This window comes from Rhizobium sp. 1399 (assembly GCF_031455475.1).
Taxonomy (GTDB): domain Bacteria; phylum Pseudomonadota; class Alphaproteobacteria; order Rhizobiales; family Rhizobiaceae; genus Rhizobium.
In genome coordinates this window covers 563,383-584,536 of record NZ_JAVDSU010000003.1, presented here as the reverse complement: position 1 = coordinate 584,536, position 21,154 = coordinate 563,383, and the positions used below count along the sequence as shown (strand labels likewise).

Sequence of the window (21,154 nt, the reverse complement as noted above, 5' to 3'; positions counted from 1 at the left end):
GCTGGTGCAATGGGGAGGACTCTCGGAGATAGGAATTTATTGCCATCGCCCCGATTTTGACGGATAGCTGTTCTATCGGGTGATCCGGTCGATCGGAGCTGATTGCAGGCAGAAAGAGGAAGCATGTCGCAGAGAGCAGGCAGCGCCGACCTCCCCCTTCACGGAGGGCGCGTGCCGCCATGGCTGGGCAACCGCATGACCACGCTCGGTGCGCTGATTGCCGAGGCTATCGTCCACCACTACGGGCGTGACGAGTTTCTACGCCGGCTTGCCCATCCCTTCTGGTTCCAGTCCTTCGGCGCCGTCATGGGCATGGACTGGCATTCCTCCGGCATCACGACCAGCGTGCTCGGCGCGCTGAAACGTGGGCTGAAGCCGCTTTCGAAAGAACTCGGCCTGCATGTCTGCGGTGGACGCGGGGCGCAATCGCGCAAGACGCCGGACGAGCTGATGGCGATCGGCGACCGCACCGGGCTGGACGGCGCCGGGCTGGCCAAGACAAGCCGCCTGGTCGCCAAGGTGGACAGCGCAGCCGTGCAGGATGGTTTCGATCTCTATCTCCACGGCTTCATCGTCGCCGATGATGGTCACTGGGTGATCGTCCAGCAGGGCATGAATGGCGACAAACGTCAGGCGCGGCGCTACCACTGGTTCTCGGAAGGATTGGAAAGCTTCGTCAATTCTCCGCATGCGGCCATCGAAGGCCGCTCGCAAGGCGAGATCATCAATCTGGCCGACCGGCGCGCGGAAAAATCCCGCCACGATCAGCTCGATCTTCTCGCAGCGCTTGGGCCGGACCGCATTATCCGCGAGGCGGCAGCCCTTGCCCTGGCCGCCGATCCTGCACCCGCTCCGAAGGCAGCCGAACAGCTGATGCTGCCGCATCTCATAATGCCGGCCCATCACGATGTGCGCGAAAGCGATGTCAATATGCGGCGTCTGCACGGCAACCTTGCCGCAGCTGCCGATCGCGGACCCGTCGATTTCGAGGATCTTCTTCTCGTGCCCGGCGTCGGCGCCCGCACAGTCAAGGCGCTGGCGCTGGTTGCCGAAGTTGTGCATGGCGCGCCCTGCCGCTTCTCCGATCCCGCCCGCTTTTCCATCGCTCATGGCGGCAAGGACAGGCACCCCTTCCCCGTGCCGCTCAAGGTCTATGACGAGACGATCAATGTGATGAAATCGGCGGTCTTGAAAGGAAAGCTCGGCCGTGAGGAGGAACTGCAGGCACTGCGTCGTCTCGACGATCAGTCACGGACGATGGAGCGATACGTCACCGGCCCTGATCTGAAGGAGATCGTCGCCGGTGAATTCCGGCAATCCTCCGCCTTTAGCGGCCGCAGCGTCTTCGGCTGGGAACCACCACCGGAGGACATCTCGCCAGAGACTGCAGGACGGCCTCGAATGAATAAGCGCTGAAGCCGGGAAGCGGGTCAGCCCCCGGGCGGTGCCACCGGCTCATCAGCGAAGCCGGCAGCATCTAATGCCTTGCGCACCAGACCGCTCGCCTTTGCCTCTTCCATGAAATCGGTTAGCAAAGCGAGGGCTGCCGGCCTGTCTTTTGCGGTCGCAATCGCAATGCCCGTACGCTGAAAGCCACCGTCCAGCACACGCGATCCCGGCAATTGCGGCAAGAGCGAACGGAAAGCATCTCGGGAAAGGGCAAGAGCATCCGCCCGGCCATCCAGCAACCTTTCGACGCCTTCGGCAACCGTTTCCACCGGCTCCGGCCGGATCGTCATCAATGAGCGGCCAGCACTTCGGATCGTCGTGGTATTGGTTATGCCGACGACACGCACGCTGGCACGGTCGACCTCGGACAGGCTCTCGATACCCGAGGCGGCGGTCACGAGATAGGTGCTCTCGATGAGATAATAGGCCGGACCAAAGGCCACGCGTTTACGCCGCTCGTCATCGACGGGCATGAAGCTCACATCGATGGCGCCCGCTTCCACTGCATCCGTGCAGGCACCGGAATTGGGGAAACGGACGATCTCGACATCCAGGCCGAGCTTTGCTGCGAGCGCCCGGCCGATATCGACCGTTACGCCGCGATAGGTGCCGTTGTCCAAAATGACGAAGAAGGCCGAAGCCGCAGGCGCCACGACAATGCCGAGGCGCAACCTGCCGGTCGGTGCAAGTTCACGAAGAGTGTCTGCGGCTTTCATTTCCAAATGCATATCGAGATTTCTCTTGAGAGTTGCTCAGGCCGGCGTGCCGACACCAAGCAGGGCTTCCTTCTCATTCACCGAGAGGCTTGTCAGGCGATAGAGGATGAAACCCGCCTTTTCGGAATGGATGCTCGCCAGCGTCTCGCCGAAGACGGTTTTGATCTCGCCCAGCAATTCGCCCACTGCCACGCGATCACCGAGATCCTTCTGCGGATACCAGAGGCCCGTTACCAGTGCCGTCGGCACCCACATAGTCACGACGTCGAGCGCGGTTATTGGTGCTTCTCCGGGCAGCATGCCGATATGCTGCATGACACGACGGACACCATCCGTCATCTGCGTTACGGTCGCCTCGCCCCAAAGGCCGTTGCCACTGGCCTCAGGCAGGATGCTCGGAATGCCGAGCTTGTGGGAGGCATCAACCGAATAGCCGGAGCCGCCAGCCGCAACGGCAACCTTGATGCCAAAGGCAGCCGCAAGGGCTTTTGATTTTTCGCAGCCTGACGGGAAGATCGTGAACGGCGCCAGGCCTTCGTTCAGGTCACCGCCATGACAATCGATATAGGCATCGGCTTTCGGGAACACCTCGGTCACCAGCCAATGCGCCAGTTGCTCGCTGGTCGTTCCATCGGGCTTGCCGGGAAACATGCGGTTCAGGTTCTTGCCGTCCTGCGGCATGATATAGATGTTGCGCCTGTAGAAGGCCTCGACATTCAGGATCGGCAGGACGATGAGCGTGCCCTTGATCTCCTCCGGCTTCGTCTTCATCAGCCGAACGGTTGCCTCGATCGAGCAGAATTCAGAACCATGAACGCCGGCCGTGACGAGCAGGCACGGCCCCTCTTCCGCCCCTTCGATGATCGCAAAGGGGATTTCGAGCTCCTTTGTTGGGCGGACATGGCCGAATTCCGACCGGGGCTTTCCGGTGCGCAGGGCAGGCAAGGATGTCATCGAAAAATCCTCTGTCAAAACGTTGTCGGCGTTCGCCTCGTCTTGGCTTCATTCAGGCCAAGGCGGCAAGCCGCCTTAGCAACATCGTCCAGGCCCGCATGCCCAGCTTGAAATTAGCGAGCCGCAGGAATTCATTCGGGGCATGGTAATCCTCGTCCGCCGTAGAAAAGGAGAAGAAGATCGAAGGGCTGCCGAGATATTGACGAAAGGCGCTGCCGATCGGGATGGTCGCCCCCATGGCGACGCGCAATGGCTTCGCACCGAGCAATTCGCCAAGAACCTCTTCCGAAATCTTCAGCGCGGGCAGGCCCGGATCGACGAAATCGGCCTCGCTGCCCGGCCCGTGACGATGGGTTTCGAGGAGGAAGCCCTTCGGCAGGCGCTCTTGCAGATGGCAGATAATGGCGGCGATCACGGCATCCGGCTTTTGCCCGGCAACAAGGCGGCACGTGATCTTCACGCTTGCCATATTCGGAATGACTGTCTTGGTACCTTTACCTTGGTAGCCGCCAGAGATGCCATTGAATTCAAGCGTCGGCTCCAGCCATTGGCGGATCAGCAACTCGCGGCCGTTATCGATCGGATCGCCGCCGGCAACGCCGATCTCCCGATAGTAGGCTGCGCTGTCGAATTGCGATGCCTCTATCGCCATGATGATCTTCGGATCGGGCGGTGTGGCGCCGTCGAGAAAACCCTCGACGCTGACGCGGCCATCCGGCCCATGCATGGTCGCGAGCAGGCCCGCAAGGGCTGCAATCGGGTTCGGTGCGCTGCCGCCGTGGCGGCCGGAATGCAGGTCTTTCATAGCACCGATGATCGTGACATCGAGGGCCACCAGCCCGCGGCTTGCCACGGTTATCGACGGCTTGCCCGGGCGCCACATGGCGCCATCGGCCGAAAGCACAAGATCGCAGCAAAGCTTGTCGCGGTATTTTTCGAGCGTCAGCGCAAAATGCGGACTGCCGGATTCCTCCTCACCTTCGATCAGCACCTTCAGATTGACCGGCAACCGGCCCTCGACGCGCATGAATGCCTCGGCGACGGTGATCGGGATCAGCAGCGGTCCCTTGTCGTCGGAGACGCCACGGGCATAAAGCCTGCCATCCCGCTCATCCGGTTCGAAAGGCGGCGTTTTCCACTTTTCGAGCGGATCGGGCGGCTGCACGTCGTAATGGCCGTAGACGAGATAGGTCGGCAGATCGGGATTGGAGAGGAACTCCCCATAGACGGCCGGATGGCCGCCGGTCTCGAGCATCTCGACGGCAGAGAAACCTGCCTTTCGCAGGCGATCCGCCACGAACGCCGCGGCCTGACGAATACCATCGGCAAAGGCCGGATCAGTGCTGACGCTCGGAATGCGGCAGAAGGCCTTGAGATCGTCAACTGCAGCCGGATAGTTCTCTTCCAGATAGGTCTCGACGCTCATTTGCCGCCGTCCACACTGATGACCTGACCGGATATCCAGCCGGCATAATCGGAGGCGAAGAACATCACCATCGCCGCGATATCTTCCGGCAGACCTAGGCGCTTCAGCGCGATATTCTGCAGAAGCCGAGCCTGGCCTTCCTCGCCCATTGCATCCCATTGACGCTCGGTGGTCGGGTTGGACCGCACGAAGCCGGGGGCCACATTGTTGACGGTGATGCCCCAAGGGCCGAGTTCATGGGCGAGTTGACGCGTCAGGCCGATCTGACCGGCCTTGGCGCTGGCATAGGCCTGGATGCCCGTCAGCGAAATGCCGAGGCCGGCGCCGCTCGAAATGTTGATGATGCGGCCGGCCTTGCGGCTTTTCATGGTTGGCGCCACCGCCTGCGCCATGAAGAAGGCGCCCGAAAGATTGACATCGAAGATCGTCTGCCAGTCACTTTCGGAAATCTCCTCGATCGGCCGTCCGACCTGGCCACGCACGCCGCCGGCATTATTGACGAGGATATCGACCTCGCCGAAGGTCGGCACCAGCGCCTGCACGTCGGTGCGGTTGCCGACGTCGAGCACATGCACCGTGGCCTTTTCACCGCAGAGTTTTACGGTTTCCTCCAGTCCCGCCGCATTGACATCGCAGGCGTGAACCCGCGCGCCGCGGTCGGCAAAACCCTGCGCGATCGTCCGGCCGAAACCGTGGGCAGCACCGGTGACGACGGCCACCTTTCCATCAAAGGAGATATTCATGCCACCCTCGCAAGCTCTTCGATATTGGCGACCGTGAGCGGTCGTTTGCCCTCCTCGATCTCATGGATCATGGAAATTACGCGCGCGGCAAGCGGCGTTGGAACGCGCGATTCCTGACCGATTTCGACTACCGGCAGTACCTGCGCATCGACTTCGGTCTTGCGCTTGCGCACGGCGAGATCCCGCCAGATACCGGAATGCGATTTGACCGATTTGCGATTGTGGCCCGACATGTCGTCGAAGGATTTGTCGGTCTCTTCCGGCGTTGCGAGCGGACCGAAGGCGGCCGGATCGAAGCCGTCGAAAGCCTCCGGCTTGATGTTGTTGATCGCCGCAACAGTAGCGACTTCCAACGCCAGCCTGCGCAGAACCGGCCGGGCGGTCGGGTTATCCAGCACGTCGGCGATGCTGTCATTCGTCAGCGCAGTGCCGAAGAGCAGAGCGCCATAGATCAGCTTGCCCCAGAGGAAGCCCCAGATATTGTTGGTGATCAGGGCTTTCGGTTCGAACTGCTTCATCAGTTCGTAAATGTCTTCGGCACGGTCGGTAAAACCCCCGTCGAGTTCGCCGATGACCACGGCGCCGTGGCCGCTATATTGCACGATACCGGGTTCGAGATAGTCGGCGCCGAAATTGACGAAGCAGCCGACTACCCTGTGTTCACCGACGATGCGGGAGATGACGCGCTCGTTAAGGCCATTCTGGGCCGAAACGACATAGCCGTCAGAGGCGAGATGCTCGACGAGCATTTGCGCCGCATCTTCGGTGTGATGAGCCTTCACGCAAAGGAAGGTACGCGCAAAGGTACCTTCCAGCTCTTCCGGGAGATAGGCCTTGGCCTCCACCACGTCCTCGAAGATCGGACCGACGATCTTCAGGCCCTTCTCGTTGATGGCATCGACATGTTCCTTGACGTTGTCGACGAAGATCACTTCGTTGCCGGCCCGGATGAAGGCAGCGCCGAGCGTGCCGCCGATCGCACCGGCGCCCCAGATCAGGATCGGCTCGCTCATGCCCAGCCTCCGTCGAGAAGCGCACGGGTTTCCTCCACGGCCACATCCCAAATCGCGTGCATTTCGTCGTCCGGCCGCTCGTAATAGCCGCCGAAATTGCCGTCGCCGAGATAGGCCTTGACGGCATCCGGCGACATGACGCGCATGCGGGCAAGATCGATCATAGGCTTCTGCTGCGTCGGCTGCTTGATGCCTTCAAGACGGGTCCAGGGGAAATTCTCCATCCAGGACGCGTGCGAGGCGACCGCATCGATCTCCTGCACCTTGGCGAAAGTCTTCGGCGCATTCCACCAGTTGTGGAACTTCACCGCCGTATCCGGATTGTCGGCCATCCATTCGATCGCCATGCTGCCGGCAGGTTGGTTGCCGCCGTGGCCGTTGACGATCAAGATGCGGCGGAAACCCTGGCGTCTCAGGCCGTCGAGAATATCGCGGACGAGACTGATATAGGTTTCCTGGCGGATGCTGATCGTGCCGGGATAGGACAGGAAATAGGGCGTGATTCCATAGGCCACGACCGGAAAGACCGGAACACCCAGCGGCGCTGCGGCATCGGCCGCCACTTTCTCCGACAGAATGGAATCGACCGAGAGCGACAGGCCGGCATGCTGCTCGGTACTGCCGAGCGGCAGGATCGCCCGGTCATCGGTTTTCAGATAGGTTTCGATCTGCTGCCAGTTTGACTGGGACACTCTCATCTCGCTCTGCCTTTCCTAGACCTTTGCATCGATGTCGTTTCGTTTGGGATTTTCCTCGCCCTGGGACGAGACGCGTTCCGCCTTGATGATCGGCACGATCACTCTTTCGATATCGGCCGTGTCAGGCGCATGACGGTATTCAATCGCCTGCATGCCGGCAGGCAGAAGCTCGGTCACGCTTTCCGCACCCGATGCGTAGATCACCACGGAGACATTGGCGAGCAGCGCCTCCAGACCCGCCGCCTCGAGCGTCGTGGCGGTGATTTCGCTGACATGCGGCGCAAAACGCTGCACGCCGCTCTTCATGATCGGCAGGAAATCCGGAAAGCGCGAGACGACGGCGATCGAAGCCAGTGAATCGAGCGATGCAAGCGCCCGGCGCGTCTCTTCCGACGGTGTGAAGCTGATCGTAACCACTTTGGTGTTCGGCACGAGGGTTGCGACCTCGCGGTGCCGGTTGGCAAAGGTGATGGCGAGATCGGCAGAGTTGGCGCGTGCCATGGCGGCCGGATTGCGCTCGATCGAGGAGACCGTCAACGGTTCAACCGTCACATCACGGCCAAGGCGGGCAGCGATGAACCGGGCGTAGCTCGCCGTCGCATCCCGAAAGATGCCGATCATGACGATGCGCAGCCGTGGACCGATGCTGTCTCGGTAAAAGGCCCGGGCATTGACGAGCGAGACCAGGTCCGACGAGCGAATGCCGAGCCTCCGACTTTCATCGATAAGGTGATCGATCTGGCGATGCAGTTCGGTGGCGTCCGCTCGTGCTGCAAGCCGCGCCTGGTGGCTGTCGCCGACGAATGTGCCGGAGCCTGGGCGCGTGTCGATGAGGCCTGCCGCCTTCAGGTCGGCATAGACCTGACTGACAGTCATCGGGGCAACGCCCACCTTCTCGGCGAGTTCCCGAACCGAAGGGAGCGCTTCCCCCGGAAGAAGTTCACCGCAGGCAATGCCATATTCAATTAGGCCGTGAAGCTGCGTGCGTAAAGGCACGGGCAGTTCCCGGTCGACGAAAAAATCCATGAGACCCGTTCGACGCTATCTGTTATAGAACAATATAACAGTTATCGTGAAATAGGCGCCTAGACAAGCCAAGTGTCTTGATGGGATCATACGAAAACCAGTTGACAGGCTTTTTGCTGCGTGAAATCGTTATAACCAATAAGAACAGTTAATATCCATAAAAGGGGAATGATATGAGAACGATCGCTCGTGCGGCCGTGGCCGCTGCAGTTTTACTCGGAACCAGTGTTTCAGCATTCGCCCTGGAGCGGGGCGGCACGCTGACCTATGGCCGCTATGCCGACAGCCTTTTCCTGGATCCGGTCCTGAACGACGCCAATGTCGATATCTGGATCCTGTCCAACCTTTACGACACTCTGCTCCTGCCGACCGACGATGGCAAGGATGTACAGCCGGGCCTAGCCAGCGATTACAAGCTCGCCGATGACGGCACGAGCGTCACGTTGACTCTGCGTGACGGCATCAAGTTCTCCGACGGTTCGCCGATCACGCCTGCCGACGTCGCCTGGTCGCTGAAGCGCGCTGCCAAGAAGGACAACGGCATCTGGGGCTTCATGATCGAGTCCATCGATGACGTTACGACCGAGGGCGACAAGACCGTCATCATCAAGCTCAAGCATCCGGATCCGGCCATCCTCGCCGCACTGACCGTCTTCAACACCGGCATCATGCCGGAGAAGGCTTTCGAGGCTTCGCCGGGCGCGACCGACGAGGAAAAGGCCAAGGCCTTCGGCGAGCATCCTGTCGGCTCCGGTCCTTTCGTGCTGAAATCCTGGGATCGCGGCTCCAGCATGAAGCTCGCGCGCAACGAATATTACTGGGGCAAGGGCGAGGACGGCAAACCGCTGCCCTATCTCGACGGCATCGATTTCGAGCTGATCCCTGACGATGCGACTCGCATCCTGAAACTGACATCAGGCGAAATCGACGGTGCGGAATTCATTCCCTACGCCCGCGTCGACGAACTGAAGTCGTCCGGCACTCTCGACATGGAACTCTTCCCCTCAACCCGTGTCGAATACATTACGCTCAACGTACGTCCGCAGCTCGGCGGCAAGGACAATCCTCTGTCCAACGCCAAGGTTCGCCAGGCGATGAACTATGCCGTCAACAAGGACGCGATCATCCAGATCGTCACCCATGGCGTCGGCACGCTGCAGACTTCCTATATGTCGACGGCGACACCGCTGCACGTCGGCGACAAGCCGCTCTATCCTTACGACCTCGAAAAGGCGAAGAGCCTGATGAAGGAAGCTGGTTTCGAAAGCGGTTTCTCGACCAGCATCCTCGTGCTGGCGGGCAATCAGGACGAAATCGGCATCTCGACTGCGCTGCAGCAGATGTGGGGACAGATCGGCATCAAGCTGGAACTGCAGCAGGTCGACAACCCGACCCGCACCCAGCAATATCGCGACGGCACCTTCGTGATGCGCAATGCCGCCTGGACGGATGACATCGCCGATCCGAACGAAATCACCTCCTACTTCGTCTATTCCAAGACGATCGACGCGCTGCACACCGGCTGGAAGAGCGACGAGGCCGACAAGCTCTTCGAAGACTCCCAAAAGGAAATGGATCCGAAGAAGCGTGCCGAGCAATATGCGAAGATGCAGGAAATCTATAACGACCAGGGGCCGATCGTGCCTCTCTATGAGACGCCCTATCCGGTTGCGCTCAGCAAGAAGGTCCATGGCTTCCTGCAAATCCCGCTTGGCAACAACATCTTCGCCAAGACCTGGAAAGACAAGTAACCCCTGACCCAGCCTGCTGCGCGGGCCTCCCTTGGGGCCTGCGGCCTTTTTCGACTAAGGCATCGGTCCGAAAATCGTGACCGCTTTTCGGAAAGCCTGATGCCCAGATTCAAAGAGTTAGAGCGTCCTTAGTGCATCCGAATGGACGCACTGCGCTCTGGAGGAAGACCCGGAGCGGCTATTGCCTCTTTTCAGTTTCATAATTCGCCGTATGCTTCAGATGATCCCGACGGTGATCTTCATTCTCATCTTCACTTTCGTCCTCGTGCGTCTGCTGCCGGGCGATCCCGCCAGTGCCATGCTCGGCGACCGCGCCATCGATGCCGACGTTGAGCGCATCAACAGGCAACTCGGGCTCGACCAGCCCGTGCCCGTGCAGTTCCTCTATTATGTCGAGCGCATCCTGACCGGTGACCTCGGCAACTCTATCGGCCTGAAAGTATCCGTCATGTCGCTGATCCTTCAGCGCCTGCCGGTAACCCTCATGCTGACGGTCATGTCCGCCCTGATCGCCCTCGTTCTTGCCGTACCGCTCGCCTTCGTCGCCGCGCTGAAACGCGAACGGCTTCCCGACAGCATCATCCGCGGCACCTTTCAGGTCGGCCTGTCGATGCCGGTCTTCTATGTCGGTATCGTGCTCCTGACCGTCTTTTCCGCGCAGCTGAAGATCTTCCCGGTCGGCGGCTATGGCGATGCGTTCGGCGATCGCATCTACCATCTCTTCCTGCCGGCGCTAACGCTCGCGCTGAGTTTTGCCGCCGTGCTGATGCGCAATCTGCGCTCCTCCATCATCGGCGTCATGAACGCCGAATATGTCGATTTCGCCACCGCCAAGGGCCTGCGCTCGCGCGTCATCCTAATACGCCATATACTGCGCAACGCGCTGATCTCCACCGTGACACTTTTCGGCCTGCAGACGGGCACGCTATTTGGCGGCGCCGTCATCACCGAAACGGTCTTTGCCGTTCCAGGCGCCGGCCGCCTGTTGATCGAAAGCATCTACGGCCGCGATTATCCGGTCCTCCAGGGCCTCACCATCGCACTGGCGATCCTCGTCTCGCTGACCTTCCTGGTCACCGATATCGTCCAGGCCTGGCTCGACCCAAGGATTGCCCGATGACCGGTCTCGCCGCCAAGCCTGCCCGCATTGTGTCGCGCTTGCGCATGCCGCGCTCGCTGATTTCGGGCGGCATCATCCTCGGCCTCAGCCTGATCGTTGCGATCTGGCCGTCGCTCTTTGCGCCCTATGATCCGACGACATTCGACTATAACGCGCTCTTGAAACCGCCGAGCTGGGCGCATCCTTTCGGCACCGACAGTTTCGGCCGCGATGTGCTCTCGCGCGTCATCCACGCCTATACGATAGACATGCAGATCGCCGTCTTTGCAACAGTCGGCCCCTTCATCTTCGGCACGATCGTGGGCGCTTTCGTGGGTTATGCCGGCGGCATCTGGGAGTCGATTTTCGGCCGCATCGTCGATGCGACGATCACCTTCCCCTTTCTGGTGCTGGTCATCGCCATCGTCTCCGTGCTTGGACCTGGTCTCGGCAACATGTATGTCGCCGTCGGCGTGGTCGGCTGGGTCTTCTATGCGCGGCTGATCGCAGCCGAAATCAAGGTGCAGAAGCGGCTCGACTATGCCGATGCCGGCAGGGTGATGGGCTATGCGCCGCTACGCATCATCTTCCGCCACCTGCTGCCGAATGCGATCACGCCTGCGATCGTCTACTGGATGACCGATATGGCGCTTGCCATCCTTCTTGGCTCCAGCCTCGGCTATCTCGGTCTCGGCGCCCAGCCGCCGGCCGCCGAATGGGGTGTGCAGATCGCCGACGGCAAGAATTTCATGAATACCGCCTGGTGGATCTCGGTCTTTCCAGGTGTCGCGATCGTGCTGACCGGCCTCGGTTTCAGCCTGGCAGGTGATGGTGTCGCCGAACTGTTGAGGGTCAGACGATGATGGGCATGCCGAACGAGAATGGCGGGCTGGTCGTGCGCGGCCTGACGACGACTTTCGACACGCCGCGCGGACAGGCGATTGCCGCCGCCGATGTCGATTTCGATGTGGCGCCGGGCGAAGTCGTCGGGCTCGTCGGCGAATCCGGCTCAGGCAAGAGCGTCACGCTGCGCTCCATCATGAGACTGATCCGCGAACCAGGACACGTGAGCGGCCGTGTCGAATGGCGCGGCCGCGATCTCGTCGCCATGCCGGCCGAAGAACTACGCAAGGTTCGCGGCGGCGAGATCGCGATGATCTTCCAGGAGCCGATGACGGCACTGAACCCGGTCCTGCCGGTCGGCATGCAGATTGAGGAGAATCTCGTCGCTCACACGACGCTGAATGCCAGGGAGCGCAAAGCGCGCGCGCTGGAACTGATGAACATCGTCGGCATACCCGCCGCCGAGCGGCGCCTGCTGGAGTATCCGCACCAGTTTTCGGGGGGCATGCGCCAGCGTGCCATGATCGCCATCGCGCTCGCCTGTTCGCCTAAGCTCCTCTTGGCCGACGAGCCGACGACGGCGCTCGACGTCACCATCCAGGACCAGATCCTGAAACTGCTGCTCGACCTGCGCGACCGGCTCTCGATGAGCGTCGTGCTCGTCACCCACGACCTCGGCGTCGTCGCCGCGACCTGCGACCGCATGGCGGTCATGTATGCGGGCCGTATCGTCGAGACCGGAACAGTCGTCGACGTCTTCAGCAAGCCGCTCCACCCCTATACCCGCGGCCTGCTGGGCTCGGTGCCCCGCTCGGGCGCTTCCCGCACGGTGCTGCAATCGATCGAGGGCACACCGCCAAGCCTCACCAATCTGCCGGATGGATGCGCCTTCCATCCGCGCTGCAAGTTTGCAACCGAACACTGTCTGAGAGAACGGCCGCCGTTGGAGGCCGTCGTCGCCTCCGGGGAGCGTATGGTTGCCTGTTTCCACCATGAGCTCGTGGCTGCGGCAGAGGCGATCATTTGAACGCGAACCTTCCCATTCTTTCGATCGACGGCATCTCGAAGCGTTTTGCTGGCCCTTATTCCCTGACGCGCAGACTCCAGGGAAAGCCTTCGCTCGCAGTCCATGCGCTACGCGACGTCTCGCTGCAGATCCACCGCGGCGAAACACTCGGCATCGTCGGCGAATCGGGCTGTGGAAAATCGACGCTGGCGCGCTGTCTGGTGCGCCTGCACGAGCCGGATGGCGGAGCGATCCGCTTCGAGGGCAAGGATATCGGCACGCTCCGCGGCGGCGAACGTCGCGCCTTCAACCGGCGCGTCCAGATGATCTTCCAGGATCCCTACGGCTCGCTCAACCCGCGCATGACCGTCTCGCAGATCCTCGGCGAAGCGCTTTCCGTTCACAAGATGCGGCCAAAGCCCCAGATCGAGGATCGCATCGCCGAACTCCTGGAGCTGGTGCGCCTACCGCGGGACGCGGTCGCACGCTATCCACATGAGTTTTCCGGTGGCCAGCGCCAGCGCATCGGTATTGCAAGAGCACTCGCCGTCGAGCCCGACGTTATCGTCGCCGACGAACTGGTTTCGGCGCTCGACGTCTCGGTGCAGGCGCAGGTCGTCAATCTGCTTCTGCAACTGCAGGAGCAATTGCACCTCACCGTCATTTTTGTCGCCCATGATCTACGCCTCGTGCGCCACATCTCGCATCGGGTGGCCGTCATGTATCTCGGCCAGGTGGTAGAGGTGAACGCCTCGGAAGGCCTCTTCACCGCCCCGCGCCACCCTTATTCCAAGGCCCTGCTCGATGCCGCACCTGAACTCGATCCCTCACGCCGCAGCCGCACGGTTGCCGCCCGCGGCGAACTGCCGAGCCCGCTTGAGGTGCCACCCGGGTGCGCCTTCGCGAGCCGCTGCCCGCATGCCTTCGACCGCTGCAAGGTCGAGCGACCGCTCCTGACGCCACGTTGCCACGGCCAACTTGCTGCCTGCCACCTTGAAGACTTCGGGGCACCCGCGCTCCAACAGGATAGATAACCATGAGCTTTGCCGTTTTCGAAACCGAGATTGCCAGGATCAACGATATCCTTTGCGCCGTGAACCTGCTCACCTGGGATGCGCGCACCATGATGCCGCCAGGCAGTGTCGATGCGCGCGGCAAGCAGATAGCCACGCTTGTCGGCCTCGCCCGCGATCTTGCCACAAGCGACAAATTGCAACGCGCCATTGAGGACGCGCGCTTGGAACTGTCGGGCATCAATGCCGCCAATCCGCGCCGCCTCGCGGTCGAACAGGCAGCCGCCGCAATCGACACGCTCTCGCGTATTTCCGCCTCTCTCGTCAGCGCCGCGGCCGAACTGAAAACGGTTGCCCAGGCGGCCTGGAGCAAGGCCCGCGCTATCAATGATTTCGCCGGTTTCGTCCCCCTTCTCGAACGCACGATGGAGATACAGCGCGAGATCGCCGCCGACATCGGCTACGAGGAACATCCCTATGATGCGCTCGTCGCAACCTACGAGCCAGGCATGAGCTGGTCGCGGCTGCGCGGCTTTTATGGCGAATTGCGCGACGGTCTGCTGCCGCTGCTCGCTCGCGCGAAAGAAGCAAAAGTCCGCTCCGAAATTCTCGACCGCGCCTATCCGGTCGACCGGCAGCGGGCCTTCTCCAGCCTGATCTCTACCCGCTTCGGCTATGATTTCAATCGCGGGCGCCTCGACGACACAGTCCATCCTTTCGAGATTTCCTTTACGCGTTCCGACGTGCGCATCACCGGCCGCTTCCGTGAGACCTGGCTGCCCGGCGGCCTCTTTGCCGTCTGGCATGAGGCAGGTCACGGCATCTACGAGCAGGGCATATCGGAAGCCTTCAGCCGTTCAACCTTCACCACCGATTTCGTCAATCTCTATGCCGTCGGTGGCACCAGTTTCGGCACGCATGAATCCCAGTCCCGCCTCTGGGAAAACCGCGTCGGCCGCTCCCGCCGCTTCTGGGAGCTGAACTTCGCCGACTTGCAGACCACCTTCCCCGACCAGCTCTTCGATGTCACAGCGGAGGATTTCTGGCGGGCGGTCAATGCCGCGCGGCCGGGTTTCATCCGTGTCGAGGCCGACGAACTGACCTATGACCTTCACATCATGCTGCGTTCGGAGATCGAGGCCGGGCTGATGGCGGGCGAGATCCGCGTCGCCGATCTGCCTGAGATCTGGCGCGAGAAGATCAAGGCCTATCTTGGCCTCGATGTGCCGAACGATACGCTCGGCGTGCTCCAGGATGTCCACTGGTCGTCGGGCATGGTGGGTTCCTTCCCCACCTATACGATCGGCAACGTCATGTCCTCCCAGTTCTTCGCCGCCGCTCGCAAAGAGACGTCGATCGAGCGCGGCCTGGAAGCGGGCGACTATCTGCCGCTGAAGACCTGGCTGAACGACAATATCCATCAATACGGGCGGTCGAAAAGCCCGAGCCAACTGCTGGTGGATGCAACGGGGCAAGACCTCTCCGTCGCTGCTTATATCAGAGATCTCGCGCGCAAGGTCGAAGACCTCACCGTCTGAGGGTAGTGAGGTCTTTCACTTACTTGTTTAATAAGCTTGCCTGAGACGGCTAGCCAATCAGCAGCTTGACCCAGGCCTCGACATCATCACCGCTGCTCATGTCCGGGCGTACCAGCCCGTCGATCATGAAGGTCGGCGAGACATGAATGCCGTTCTGGCGGGCATATTTGCAATGCCATTTGATCTCCTTGTCGAGATCGGGAACAGCAAAGGCTTCTTTCAACGCAACGCCGCTGTAGCGCTCGAGGCGCTCGATGATCTGGTTCGGCGTGGCATCCATGTTGGGGCCGCCGGCGTGGCGCTCGAACTCGAATTCTTCGCGATGGGCCGCGACGGACGCCATGACTTTCTTCGCAGTCTCTTTGCCGCCTTCCAGCGTCGATGCCGCGAGAATGGAGCGCACGATCACACCGGAATAGAGGTGCCAGGGCTGCGACTGCAGGCGGATCCTCAGAGTGATCCTGTCCGCTCCGGCTTGTTCCAAGAGCGCATCCAGCTTCTTGAACGTCCGGACGGAATAGGGGCAGGTCGGCTCAAGGAAGGTCTCGAAAATACGCGGTCCAGTGCCCCAAACGAGCGCATCTGCGTGCCAGGAAGTCGTCGTCATGCCCATGTCCTTTTGTTCTGCAGCGCGATGGTGCAGACTACCTTAATCACTGGAGCAGCCTGCGTCGCTAACGACATGGCTGTTTCCCGTCCTGATTCTTCACGGCATATAAAAGGCATAAGAACGTTCGTTCTGTCATGCCTCTTTCGCAAAAGCAGCGAGCCGCTATGGTGTCGTGACGGATCAGACGATGGACAATTCAATGATGCAGATACGACAGGGCGAGTTGCGCGAGCGGATGACGATCCTCGGCGATGTCAACGCCGCCTCATTCATCCCATGGATCCGCCGCCATGCCGACAAGCTCGGATTATCCCGGGATTTCCTTCACACAGGCGCCGACCGAATCGAAGTCGAGGTCGCGGGCCCGGTTGAACTCATCGACATGCTGGAAATGGGATGTTCGCTTGGCCCGATCGATGTCTGGGTGGATGAGATTCAGCGCAGGATTGTAGATCCGACCGACACACCGTAGCACAGGCAACATTGACCGCTGCCCTTTATTTAATCATTGTTGCCAATGCGATTTTTTTATGCAAGCCTTTGACGACTGAGGCCACGAGCACGGCAGCAGTGCGCGGCCAACAGCGCTAAAGCCTTGGTAAAATTGAGGAATTATACGTCATGCCATCTGCTACGGCCGGCTCCTGGACGCCTGTCGCCCTTTCTGCTGATCTGCCGCCGGCAACCATCATGCCGGCCTGGACATCGGCAGGATCGATCGCTCTCTGGCGCAGTCAGTCCGGACGCGCATCCGCTTCGTCGGATCGCTGTCCTCATCGCGGGATGCGATTGTCCCATGGGTTCGTGCGAGGGGAGGCACTCTCGTGTATCTATCATGGCTGGAGCTATTCTCCGGCGGGAGGGTGCATCCGCATCCCCGCCCATCCCGATCTCGTGCCGCCGGAAACGATCCGTGTCGCGGTCCACAAGGTCGCGGAATCGAACGGCGTCATCTGGGTGGCTGTTGGCGAGCCAGCGGCCCAGCCGCCGGGCTTTGACGATCTCGTGCCGTTGCGCTCGCTGACTGTTGAGACGAATATTGGAGCACTCGAAGACGCCGCTCGCGCCAAAGTCGATTCGGACGGGCTTATCCGCATCGCCGAACTTCCCTGGGTCCGGCTGCTGCCGGCTGAGCAGGTCGATCGTACGCTCATTCACATCTTGATCGAGAAGGATCGCAGCCCGGCAGACCATGTTGCCGCGTCCCGTATCGCCGAGGCTGTGCGCCGCCAGGCGGAAGCGCGGCGAAAGGAGGTCGCATGATGAGGGCTGGCGCGATGATCGATGAGTGGTATCCGGTCGGCCTCTTCTCCCAACTCACCGAGACCGGGACCAAAACCGCTTTGATGGGCGAGCCCATCGAAGTGGCGCGCACGCCCGATGGCAATGCGCGGGTAACATCGTCCGATGGGCGCAACCTCCCGGTCCGTGTCCGCTACGGCCATGTCTGGTCTTCCCTCGGCAATCCTGCCAAGGAGCTTTTTGCCATTCCCGAAGCTGATCAGCCTGGCCGCCGCTTCGTCGATGTGGGCGTGGTACGGGTGCGCTGCTCGCCGTTGCGGGCGGTGGAGAATTTTCTCGACATCGCCCATTTCCCTTTTGTCCACACCGATATTCTCGGCGCCGAGCCACATACGGAAGTCGAGAATTACAAGGTCGAGATCCGTGAGGACGAGGATGAGGTCTGGGCGACGCAGGTGAAATTCTACCAGCCGCAGGCCGCCAAATCGGCAAGCGGCGGAATCACCACCGAATATATGTACCGCGTGCCGGCACCGACCTGCTCAGTGCTTTACAAGACCTGCCCTCCCCGGCCGGGCGAATGGGATGTCATTACCCTGTTCGTGCAGCCGCTTGCGGAAGACCTTTGCGACGTATGGCCATGGATGGCTCTTTTTGATGACGAAACGCCGATGACAGACCTCATCCATTTTCAGCAGACGATCTTCCTGCAGGATCGCTCGATCCTCGAAAACCAGATCCCGACCCTGCTGCCGCTCGATCCCGGCATGGAAATCCCAACGAGGGCCGATCTTACATCGATCGCCTACAGACGCTGGCTCAAGCGCCATAACTATACCTACGGCGCACAGTTGGTCGCGCAATGAAGCTCTACGACTACATTCTCTCGCCGAGCTGCTACAAGATCCGCCTGATGGCCGCGATCCTCGGCATCAAGCTGGATATCCGGCCGGTCGATTTCCATCCCGGCGCCGAACATCGCGGACCGGAACTCCTGGCGCTCAATCCGGCAGGTTCCATTCCGATCCTCGAGGATGTTGATCTCGTCCTGACGGAATCCTCTGCCATCCTCGCTTACCTCGCCGCCAAAAGCGCGCCGGAATGGCTGGGCACCAGCATGCCTGAGGAGACGGCACGGGTTCAGCAGTGGCTCTCCTTCTCGCACCGGCTGACGGCGAACCTCGGCGGCGCGCGGCTGCACGAGATGCTGCTGCGCCCGGGAAAAATAAACACCCTGCAGACGCAGGGGATCGCAGCATTGCGAGAGCTGGAAGCCGGTCTCTTCGAACAACAGCTTCGTGGCATGCGCTTCCTTGCATCGAACCGTGCCACGATCGCCGACATCGCCTGCTTCCCTTATGTGGCGCTGGCACCTGATGGCGGCATATCGCTCGATCCCTACCCAACGATCCGGCTGTGGCTGCGCGCCATCCGCAGCATCGACGGTTTCATCGAAATGCCCGGCATCCACCGACTGCACGAGCTAAAACCCGATCCCCATCCTGCGAAGGAGGAAAGCTGATATGGCCGGCTACCTCCTGAAGAACTGCGCAGCCGTGATCGTCGACGAGGGCAACGGACCAAGTGTGCGCCGGAACGTGGACGTGCTGACCAATGGTTCGGCGATCCAGGCAATTGGCGCGAACCTGTCGCAGGAGCCCCTGCCTTCCGGCACGATCGTCCAGGATGCCACCGGCTGGTTCGTCTATCCGGGCCTTGTCAACACGCATCACCATTTCTTCCAGTGCTTCGTGCGCAACCGAGCCGATCTCGACTGGACGAAACTGTCGGTCATCGAATGGCTGGACCGGATCTACCCGATCTTCTCGCGGTTAAATGAGGATTGCTTCTACCATTCCTCAGTCACTGCCATGGCCGAGATGATCAAGCATGGCTGCACGACGGCCTTCGACCATCAATATTGCTTCCCCCGGCACGCCGGAAAGCGCCTGATCGACCGCCAGTTCGAGGCAGCTGAGCTTCTTGGCATGCGCTTCCATGCAGGCCGCGGCGGCAACACGCTGCCGAAGTCCGAGGGATCGACGATCCCCGATGCCATGCTGGAAACGACGGACGAATTCATCGCCGATTGCGCCCGGCTGATCGACAGCTACCACGATGCCAGCCCCTTCAGCATGCGGCAGGTGGTGGTCGCCCCCTGCCAGCCGGTCAACTGCTACCGCGAGACCTTCGTCGAATCCGTAGCACTTGCCCGTGACCGCGGGGTGTTTCTGCACACGCATGTTGGCGAAGGGGAAAGCCCTGTCATCGAGGCGCGGCACGGCATGCGCACCGTAGATTACTGCGCTGAACTGGGCTTTGCCGGCCCGGATACCTTCTATGCCCATTGCTGGGAACTGACGCATGACGAATTGCGCAAGATGGCGGCAAATGGCACCGGCGTCTCCCATTGCCCCGAGCCGGTCTATCTCGTCGGCGCCGAGGTCACCGACATTCCCGCAATGTCAGCCTTTAGCCTTCGCGTCGGGCTCGGCTGCGATGGGGCTGCCTCGAACGACAATTCGAACCTCATGCACTGCATCCATTCCGCCTACATGCTGCAATGCCTGGCGGCATCGACGCGCAGTCATCCGGTGCCGCCGCCGGTCGACTTCCTGAGCTACGCAACAACGGGCGGCGCAAGCCTGCTCGGACGCAGTGATATCGGCCGTTTGGCGCCGGGCATGGCCGCCGATCTCTTCGCGATCGATACGCGGCGGATGGATTATGTCGGCACGCGCCACGATCCGCTGAGCCTGATCGCCAAGGTCGGGATCGGCATGCCGACCGACCTCACCATGATCAATGGGCGCATCGTCTGGCAGGCAGCCGAATTCACCGACCTCGACGAATTCAAGCTTTTTGCGGACGCCGAAGCGGCGCTCGCGACCGTCGAATTTTGAAAACCAAAAGAGGGGAACTGACATGTCCAACAATCTGACCCGCAGAACGCTCATGAAGAGCGCGGCCGCTGCCGGCCTCGCCACCGCCTTTGCCGGCCGCTCCGCACTTGCCGCCGACGAACCGCTTGGCATCGCCCTCGTCGTGCCCTCGCCGATCGGCGATGTCGGCTGGGGCCATGCGCTTGCCGCCGGCATCGATCCGATCAAGGCCGCCTATGGCGACAAGGTGAAGGTCACCGTTATCGAGAACATCGCCGAAGGCCCGGATGCCGACCGCATCATGAACAAAACGGTCGCCGACGGAAACCATTTCCTGATCGCCGGTTCCTTCGGCTATCAGAATGGTGCGCTGCAGATCGCCCGCCGCAATCCCAAGGTCACCGTGTTGCATGCATCGGGCTTCCAGGTCGCGCCGAACTTCTCACCCTTCGCCGCCAAATATTTCCAGGGCACCTACCTGCTCGGCATGGCGGCGGCGGCCGTTTCCAAGACCGGCAAGCTCGGCTCGGTTTCGGCCTTTGCCATTCCGGAACTCATCACCTCCATCAATGCCTTCACGCTCGGCGCGCAGTCCGTCAAGCCTGACATGGAAGTCTCCGTCGTCTGGGTCAATTCCTGGTTCGATCCGGCCAAGGAGCAGGAAGCCGCCAAGGCGCTGATCTCGCAGGGTTGCGACGTGATCTTCTCCAATGCGCAGGATACGCCTTCGGTGATCTCTGCCTGCGAGGAAGCCGGCATCTATGCCTTCAACCTGAACTCCTCGATGAAGAAATATGCCGAAAAGACCTATCTCGGCTGCGTCGCCACCGACTGGTCGCCCTTCTTCAAGGCTTCGGTCGATGCCCATCTCGCCGGCACTTTCAAGGGCGCCAACACCTTTCTCGGCGTCGCAGACAAGGTGGTCGAAGTCGTCGACTGGAACCCGGCAATCCCGGCCGATACGATGAGCAAGATCAAGTCAATCGAGGCAAAGATCGCCGACGGCAGCTTCTCGCCTTTCACCGGTCCGATCACCAAGGCCGATGGCAGCGAAGGTGCTGCTTCGGGTGCGACGCTGACGGACGCCCAGATCGTCGCGATGGACTGGCACGTCAAGGGTGTCAAGACGCCACTGCCGAAGTAAG

Annotated in this window: 21 protein-coding genes; 13 read left to right on the top strand and 8 right to left on the bottom strand. The window is 61.1% G+C overall.

Annotation, left to right across the window (positions count from 1 at the left end; all coding sequences use genetic code 11):
* The first annotated feature begins 123 nt into the window (after positions 1-123).
* Positions 124-1,416, top strand: coding sequence for a DUF763 domain-containing protein (locus tag J2X71_RS14070; RefSeq protein ID WP_310382673.1), 1,293 nt, complete (start codon positions 124-126; stop codon positions 1,414-1,416).
* A gap of 14 nt (positions 1,417-1,430) precedes the next feature.
* Here the strand turns inward: J2X71_RS14070 and J2X71_RS14065 are convergent, their stop codons facing one another.
* The 7 genes from J2X71_RS14065 to J2X71_RS14035 are packed head-to-tail and all read right to left on the bottom strand — an operon-like array spanning position 1,431 to position 8,025.
* The gene (locus tag J2X71_RS14065; RefSeq protein ID WP_310382672.1) at positions 1,431-2,177 is read right to left on the bottom strand and encodes a transporter substrate-binding domain-containing protein; all 747 of its coding nucleotides are present in this window, start codon (positions 2,175-2,177) and stop codon (positions 1,431-1,433) included.
* A gap of 24 nt (positions 2,178-2,201) precedes the next feature.
* The gene (locus J2X71_RS14060; RefSeq protein ID WP_310382671.1) at positions 2,202-3,119 is read right to left on the bottom strand and encodes a M14 family metallopeptidase; all 918 of its coding nucleotides are present in this window, start codon (positions 3,117-3,119) and stop codon (positions 2,202-2,204) included.
* Between the two features lie 52 nt (positions 3,120-3,171).
* Entirely contained in the window at positions 3,172-4,545 is a 1,374-nt protein-coding gene (locus tag J2X71_RS14055) for a dipeptidase (protein ID WP_310382670.1), read from the bottom strand.
* Complete coding sequence (locus tag J2X71_RS14050) at positions 4,542-5,288, bottom strand: SDR family NAD(P)-dependent oxidoreductase (protein WP_310382669.1); 747 nt, start codon at positions 5,286-5,288, stop codon at positions 4,542-4,544. The genes J2X71_RS14055 and J2X71_RS14050 overlap by 4 nt, the downstream gene beginning before the upstream one ends.
* Entirely contained in the window at positions 5,285-6,301 is a 1,017-nt protein-coding gene (locus J2X71_RS14045) for a 2-dehydropantoate 2-reductase (protein ID WP_310382668.1), read from the bottom strand. The genes J2X71_RS14050 and J2X71_RS14045 overlap by 4 nt, the downstream gene beginning before the upstream one ends.
* Positions 6,298-6,999, bottom strand: coding sequence for a creatininase family protein (locus tag J2X71_RS14040; RefSeq protein WP_310382667.1), 702 nt, complete (start codon positions 6,997-6,999; stop codon positions 6,298-6,300). The genes J2X71_RS14045 and J2X71_RS14040 overlap by 4 nt, the downstream gene beginning before the upstream one ends.
* Positions 7,000-7,014: 15 nt before the next feature.
* On the bottom strand, positions 7,015-8,025 hold the full coding sequence (locus J2X71_RS14035; protein ID WP_310382666.1) for a GntR family transcriptional regulator: 1,011 nt from the start codon (positions 8,023-8,025) through the stop codon (positions 7,015-7,017).
* 173 nt (positions 8,026-8,198) lie between these two features.
* Between J2X71_RS14035 and J2X71_RS14030 the strand changes: the two genes are divergently transcribed.
* From J2X71_RS14030 to J2X71_RS14005, 6 genes are all read left to right on the top strand, one after another.
* The gene (locus tag J2X71_RS14030; RefSeq protein ID WP_310382665.1) at positions 8,199-9,776 is read left to right on the top strand and encodes an ABC transporter substrate-binding protein; all 1,578 of its coding nucleotides are present in this window, start codon (positions 8,199-8,201) and stop codon (positions 9,774-9,776) included.
* A 181-nt stretch (positions 9,777-9,957) separates the two neighbouring features.
* Positions 9,958-10,896, top strand: a complete 939-nt coding sequence (locus J2X71_RS14025; protein ID WP_310382664.1) for an ABC transporter permease — start codon at positions 9,958-9,960, stop codon at positions 10,894-10,896.
* The gene (locus J2X71_RS14020) at positions 10,893-11,738 is read left to right on the top strand and encodes an ABC transporter permease (protein ID WP_310382663.1); all 846 of its coding nucleotides are present in this window, start codon (positions 10,893-10,895) and stop codon (positions 11,736-11,738) included. Before J2X71_RS14025 ends, J2X71_RS14020 begins: the two co-directional genes overlap by 4 nt.
* Positions 11,735-12,745: an ABC transporter ATP-binding protein gene (locus J2X71_RS14015; protein ID WP_405049710.1), complete on the top strand. Its 1,011-nt coding sequence runs from the start codon at positions 11,735-11,737 to the stop codon at positions 12,743-12,745. The genes J2X71_RS14020 and J2X71_RS14015 overlap by 4 nt, the downstream gene beginning before the upstream one ends.
* Positions 12,742-13,758 carry an oligopeptide/dipeptide ABC transporter ATP-binding protein gene (locus J2X71_RS14010; RefSeq protein ID WP_310382661.1) on the top strand — a complete coding sequence of 339 codons (1,017 nt, stop codon included), beginning with the start codon at positions 12,742-12,744 and terminating at the stop codon, positions 13,756-13,758. Before J2X71_RS14015 ends, J2X71_RS14010 begins: the two co-directional genes overlap by 4 nt.
* A gap of 2 nt (positions 13,759-13,760) precedes the next feature.
* Positions 13,761-15,275 (top strand): carboxypeptidase M32, encoded by a 1,515-nt coding sequence (locus J2X71_RS14005; protein WP_310382660.1) that lies wholly within the window; start codon positions 13,761-13,763, stop codon positions 15,273-15,275.
* Between the two features lie 49 nt (positions 15,276-15,324).
* Here J2X71_RS14005 and J2X71_RS14000 read toward each other — a convergent pair whose 3' ends face one another.
* Complete coding sequence (locus J2X71_RS14000; protein ID WP_310382659.1) at positions 15,325-15,882, bottom strand: thioredoxin domain-containing protein; 558 nt, start codon at positions 15,880-15,882, stop codon at positions 15,325-15,327.
* Positions 15,883-16,084: 202 nt separating this feature from the next.
* On the opposite strand from J2X71_RS14000, the gene J2X71_RS13995 reads away from it, so the two are divergent.
* From J2X71_RS13995 to J2X71_RS13970, 6 genes are all read left to right on the top strand, one after another.
* Positions 16,085-16,357 (top strand): acylphosphatase, encoded by a 273-nt coding sequence (locus J2X71_RS13995; RefSeq protein ID WP_310382658.1) that lies wholly within the window; start codon positions 16,085-16,087, stop codon positions 16,355-16,357.
* Positions 16,358-16,506: 149 nt separating this feature from the next.
* Positions 16,507-17,148, top strand: a complete 642-nt coding sequence (locus J2X71_RS13990; protein ID WP_310382657.1) for a Rieske 2Fe-2S domain-containing protein — start codon at positions 16,507-16,509, stop codon at positions 17,146-17,148.
* Entirely contained in the window at positions 17,148-17,993 is an 846-nt protein-coding gene (locus tag J2X71_RS13985; protein WP_310382739.1) for an aromatic ring-hydroxylating dioxygenase subunit alpha, read from the top strand. Before J2X71_RS13990 ends, J2X71_RS13985 begins: the two co-directional genes overlap by 1 nt.
* Positions 17,990-18,649 carry a glutathione S-transferase family protein gene (locus J2X71_RS13980; protein ID WP_310382656.1) on the top strand — a complete coding sequence of 220 codons (660 nt, stop codon included), beginning with the start codon at positions 17,990-17,992 and terminating at the stop codon, positions 18,647-18,649. The genes J2X71_RS13985 and J2X71_RS13980 overlap by 4 nt, the downstream gene beginning before the upstream one ends.
* Before the next feature lies 1 nt (position 18,650).
* Positions 18,651-20,030: an amidohydrolase gene (locus J2X71_RS13975; RefSeq protein WP_310382655.1), complete on the top strand. Its 1,380-nt coding sequence runs from the start codon at positions 18,651-18,653 to the stop codon at positions 20,028-20,030.
* 22 nt (positions 20,031-20,052) lie between these two features.
* Entirely contained in the window at positions 20,053-21,153 is a 1,101-nt protein-coding gene (locus J2X71_RS13970; protein ID WP_310382654.1) for a BMP family ABC transporter substrate-binding protein, read from the top strand.
* Position 21,154 lies beyond the last annotated feature (1 nt).

Coding starts and splice junctions, on each gene's coding strand:
- J2X71_RS13980 (WP_310382656.1), top strand. CDS start 17,990: ATGAAGCTCTACGACTACATTCTCTCGCCGAGCTGCTACAAGATCCGC.
- J2X71_RS14050 (WP_310382669.1), bottom strand. CDS start 5,288: ATGAATATCTCCTTTGATGGAAAGGTGGCCGTCGTCACCGGTGCTGCC.
- J2X71_RS14070 (WP_310382673.1), top strand. CDS start 124: ATGTCGCAGAGAGCAGGCAGCGCCGACCTCCCCCTTCACGGAGGGCGC.
- J2X71_RS14065 (WP_310382672.1), bottom strand. CDS start 2,177: ATGCATTTGGAAATGAAAGCCGCAGACACTCTTCGTGAACTTGCACCG.
- J2X71_RS14005 (WP_310382660.1), top strand. CDS start 13,761: ATGAGCTTTGCCGTTTTCGAAACCGAGATTGCCAGGATCAACGATATC.
- J2X71_RS13970 (WP_310382654.1), top strand. CDS start 20,053: ATGTCCAACAATCTGACCCGCAGAACGCTCATGAAGAGCGCGGCCGCT.
- J2X71_RS14055 (WP_310382670.1), bottom strand. CDS start 4,545: ATGAGCGTCGAGACCTATCTGGAAGAGAACTATCCGGCTGCAGTTGAC.
- J2X71_RS14000 (WP_310382659.1), bottom strand. CDS start 15,882: ATGACGACGACTTCCTGGCACGCAGATGCGCTCGTTTGGGGCACTGGA.
- J2X71_RS14045 (WP_310382668.1), bottom strand. CDS start 6,301: ATGAGCGAGCCGATCCTGATCTGGGGCGCCGGTGCGATCGGCGGCACG.
- J2X71_RS14020 (WP_310382663.1), top strand. CDS start 10,893: ATGACCGGTCTCGCCGCCAAGCCTGCCCGCATTGTGTCGCGCTTGCGC.
- J2X71_RS14015 (WP_405049710.1), top strand. CDS start 11,735: ATGATGGGCATGCCGAACGAGAATGGCGGGCTGGTCGTGCGCGGCCTG.
- J2X71_RS14060 (WP_310382671.1), bottom strand. CDS start 3,119: ATGACATCCTTGCCTGCCCTGCGCACCGGAAAGCCCCGGTCGGAATTC.
- J2X71_RS13995 (WP_310382658.1), top strand. CDS start 16,085: ATGATGCAGATACGACAGGGCGAGTTGCGCGAGCGGATGACGATCCTC.
- J2X71_RS13975 (WP_310382655.1), top strand. CDS start 18,651: ATGGCCGGCTACCTCCTGAAGAACTGCGCAGCCGTGATCGTCGACGAG.
- J2X71_RS14040 (WP_310382667.1), bottom strand. CDS start 6,999: ATGAGAGTGTCCCAGTCAAACTGGCAGCAGATCGAAACCTATCTGAAA.
- J2X71_RS13985 (WP_310382739.1), top strand. CDS start 17,148: ATGAGGGCTGGCGCGATGATCGATGAGTGGTATCCGGTCGGCCTCTTC.
- J2X71_RS14035 (WP_310382666.1), bottom strand. CDS start 8,025: ATGGATTTTTTCGTCGACCGGGAACTGCCCGTGCCTTTACGCACGCAG.
- J2X71_RS13990 (WP_310382657.1), top strand. CDS start 16,507: ATGCCATCTGCTACGGCCGGCTCCTGGACGCCTGTCGCCCTTTCTGCT.
- J2X71_RS14030 (WP_310382665.1), top strand. CDS start 8,199: ATGAGAACGATCGCTCGTGCGGCCGTGGCCGCTGCAGTTTTACTCGGA.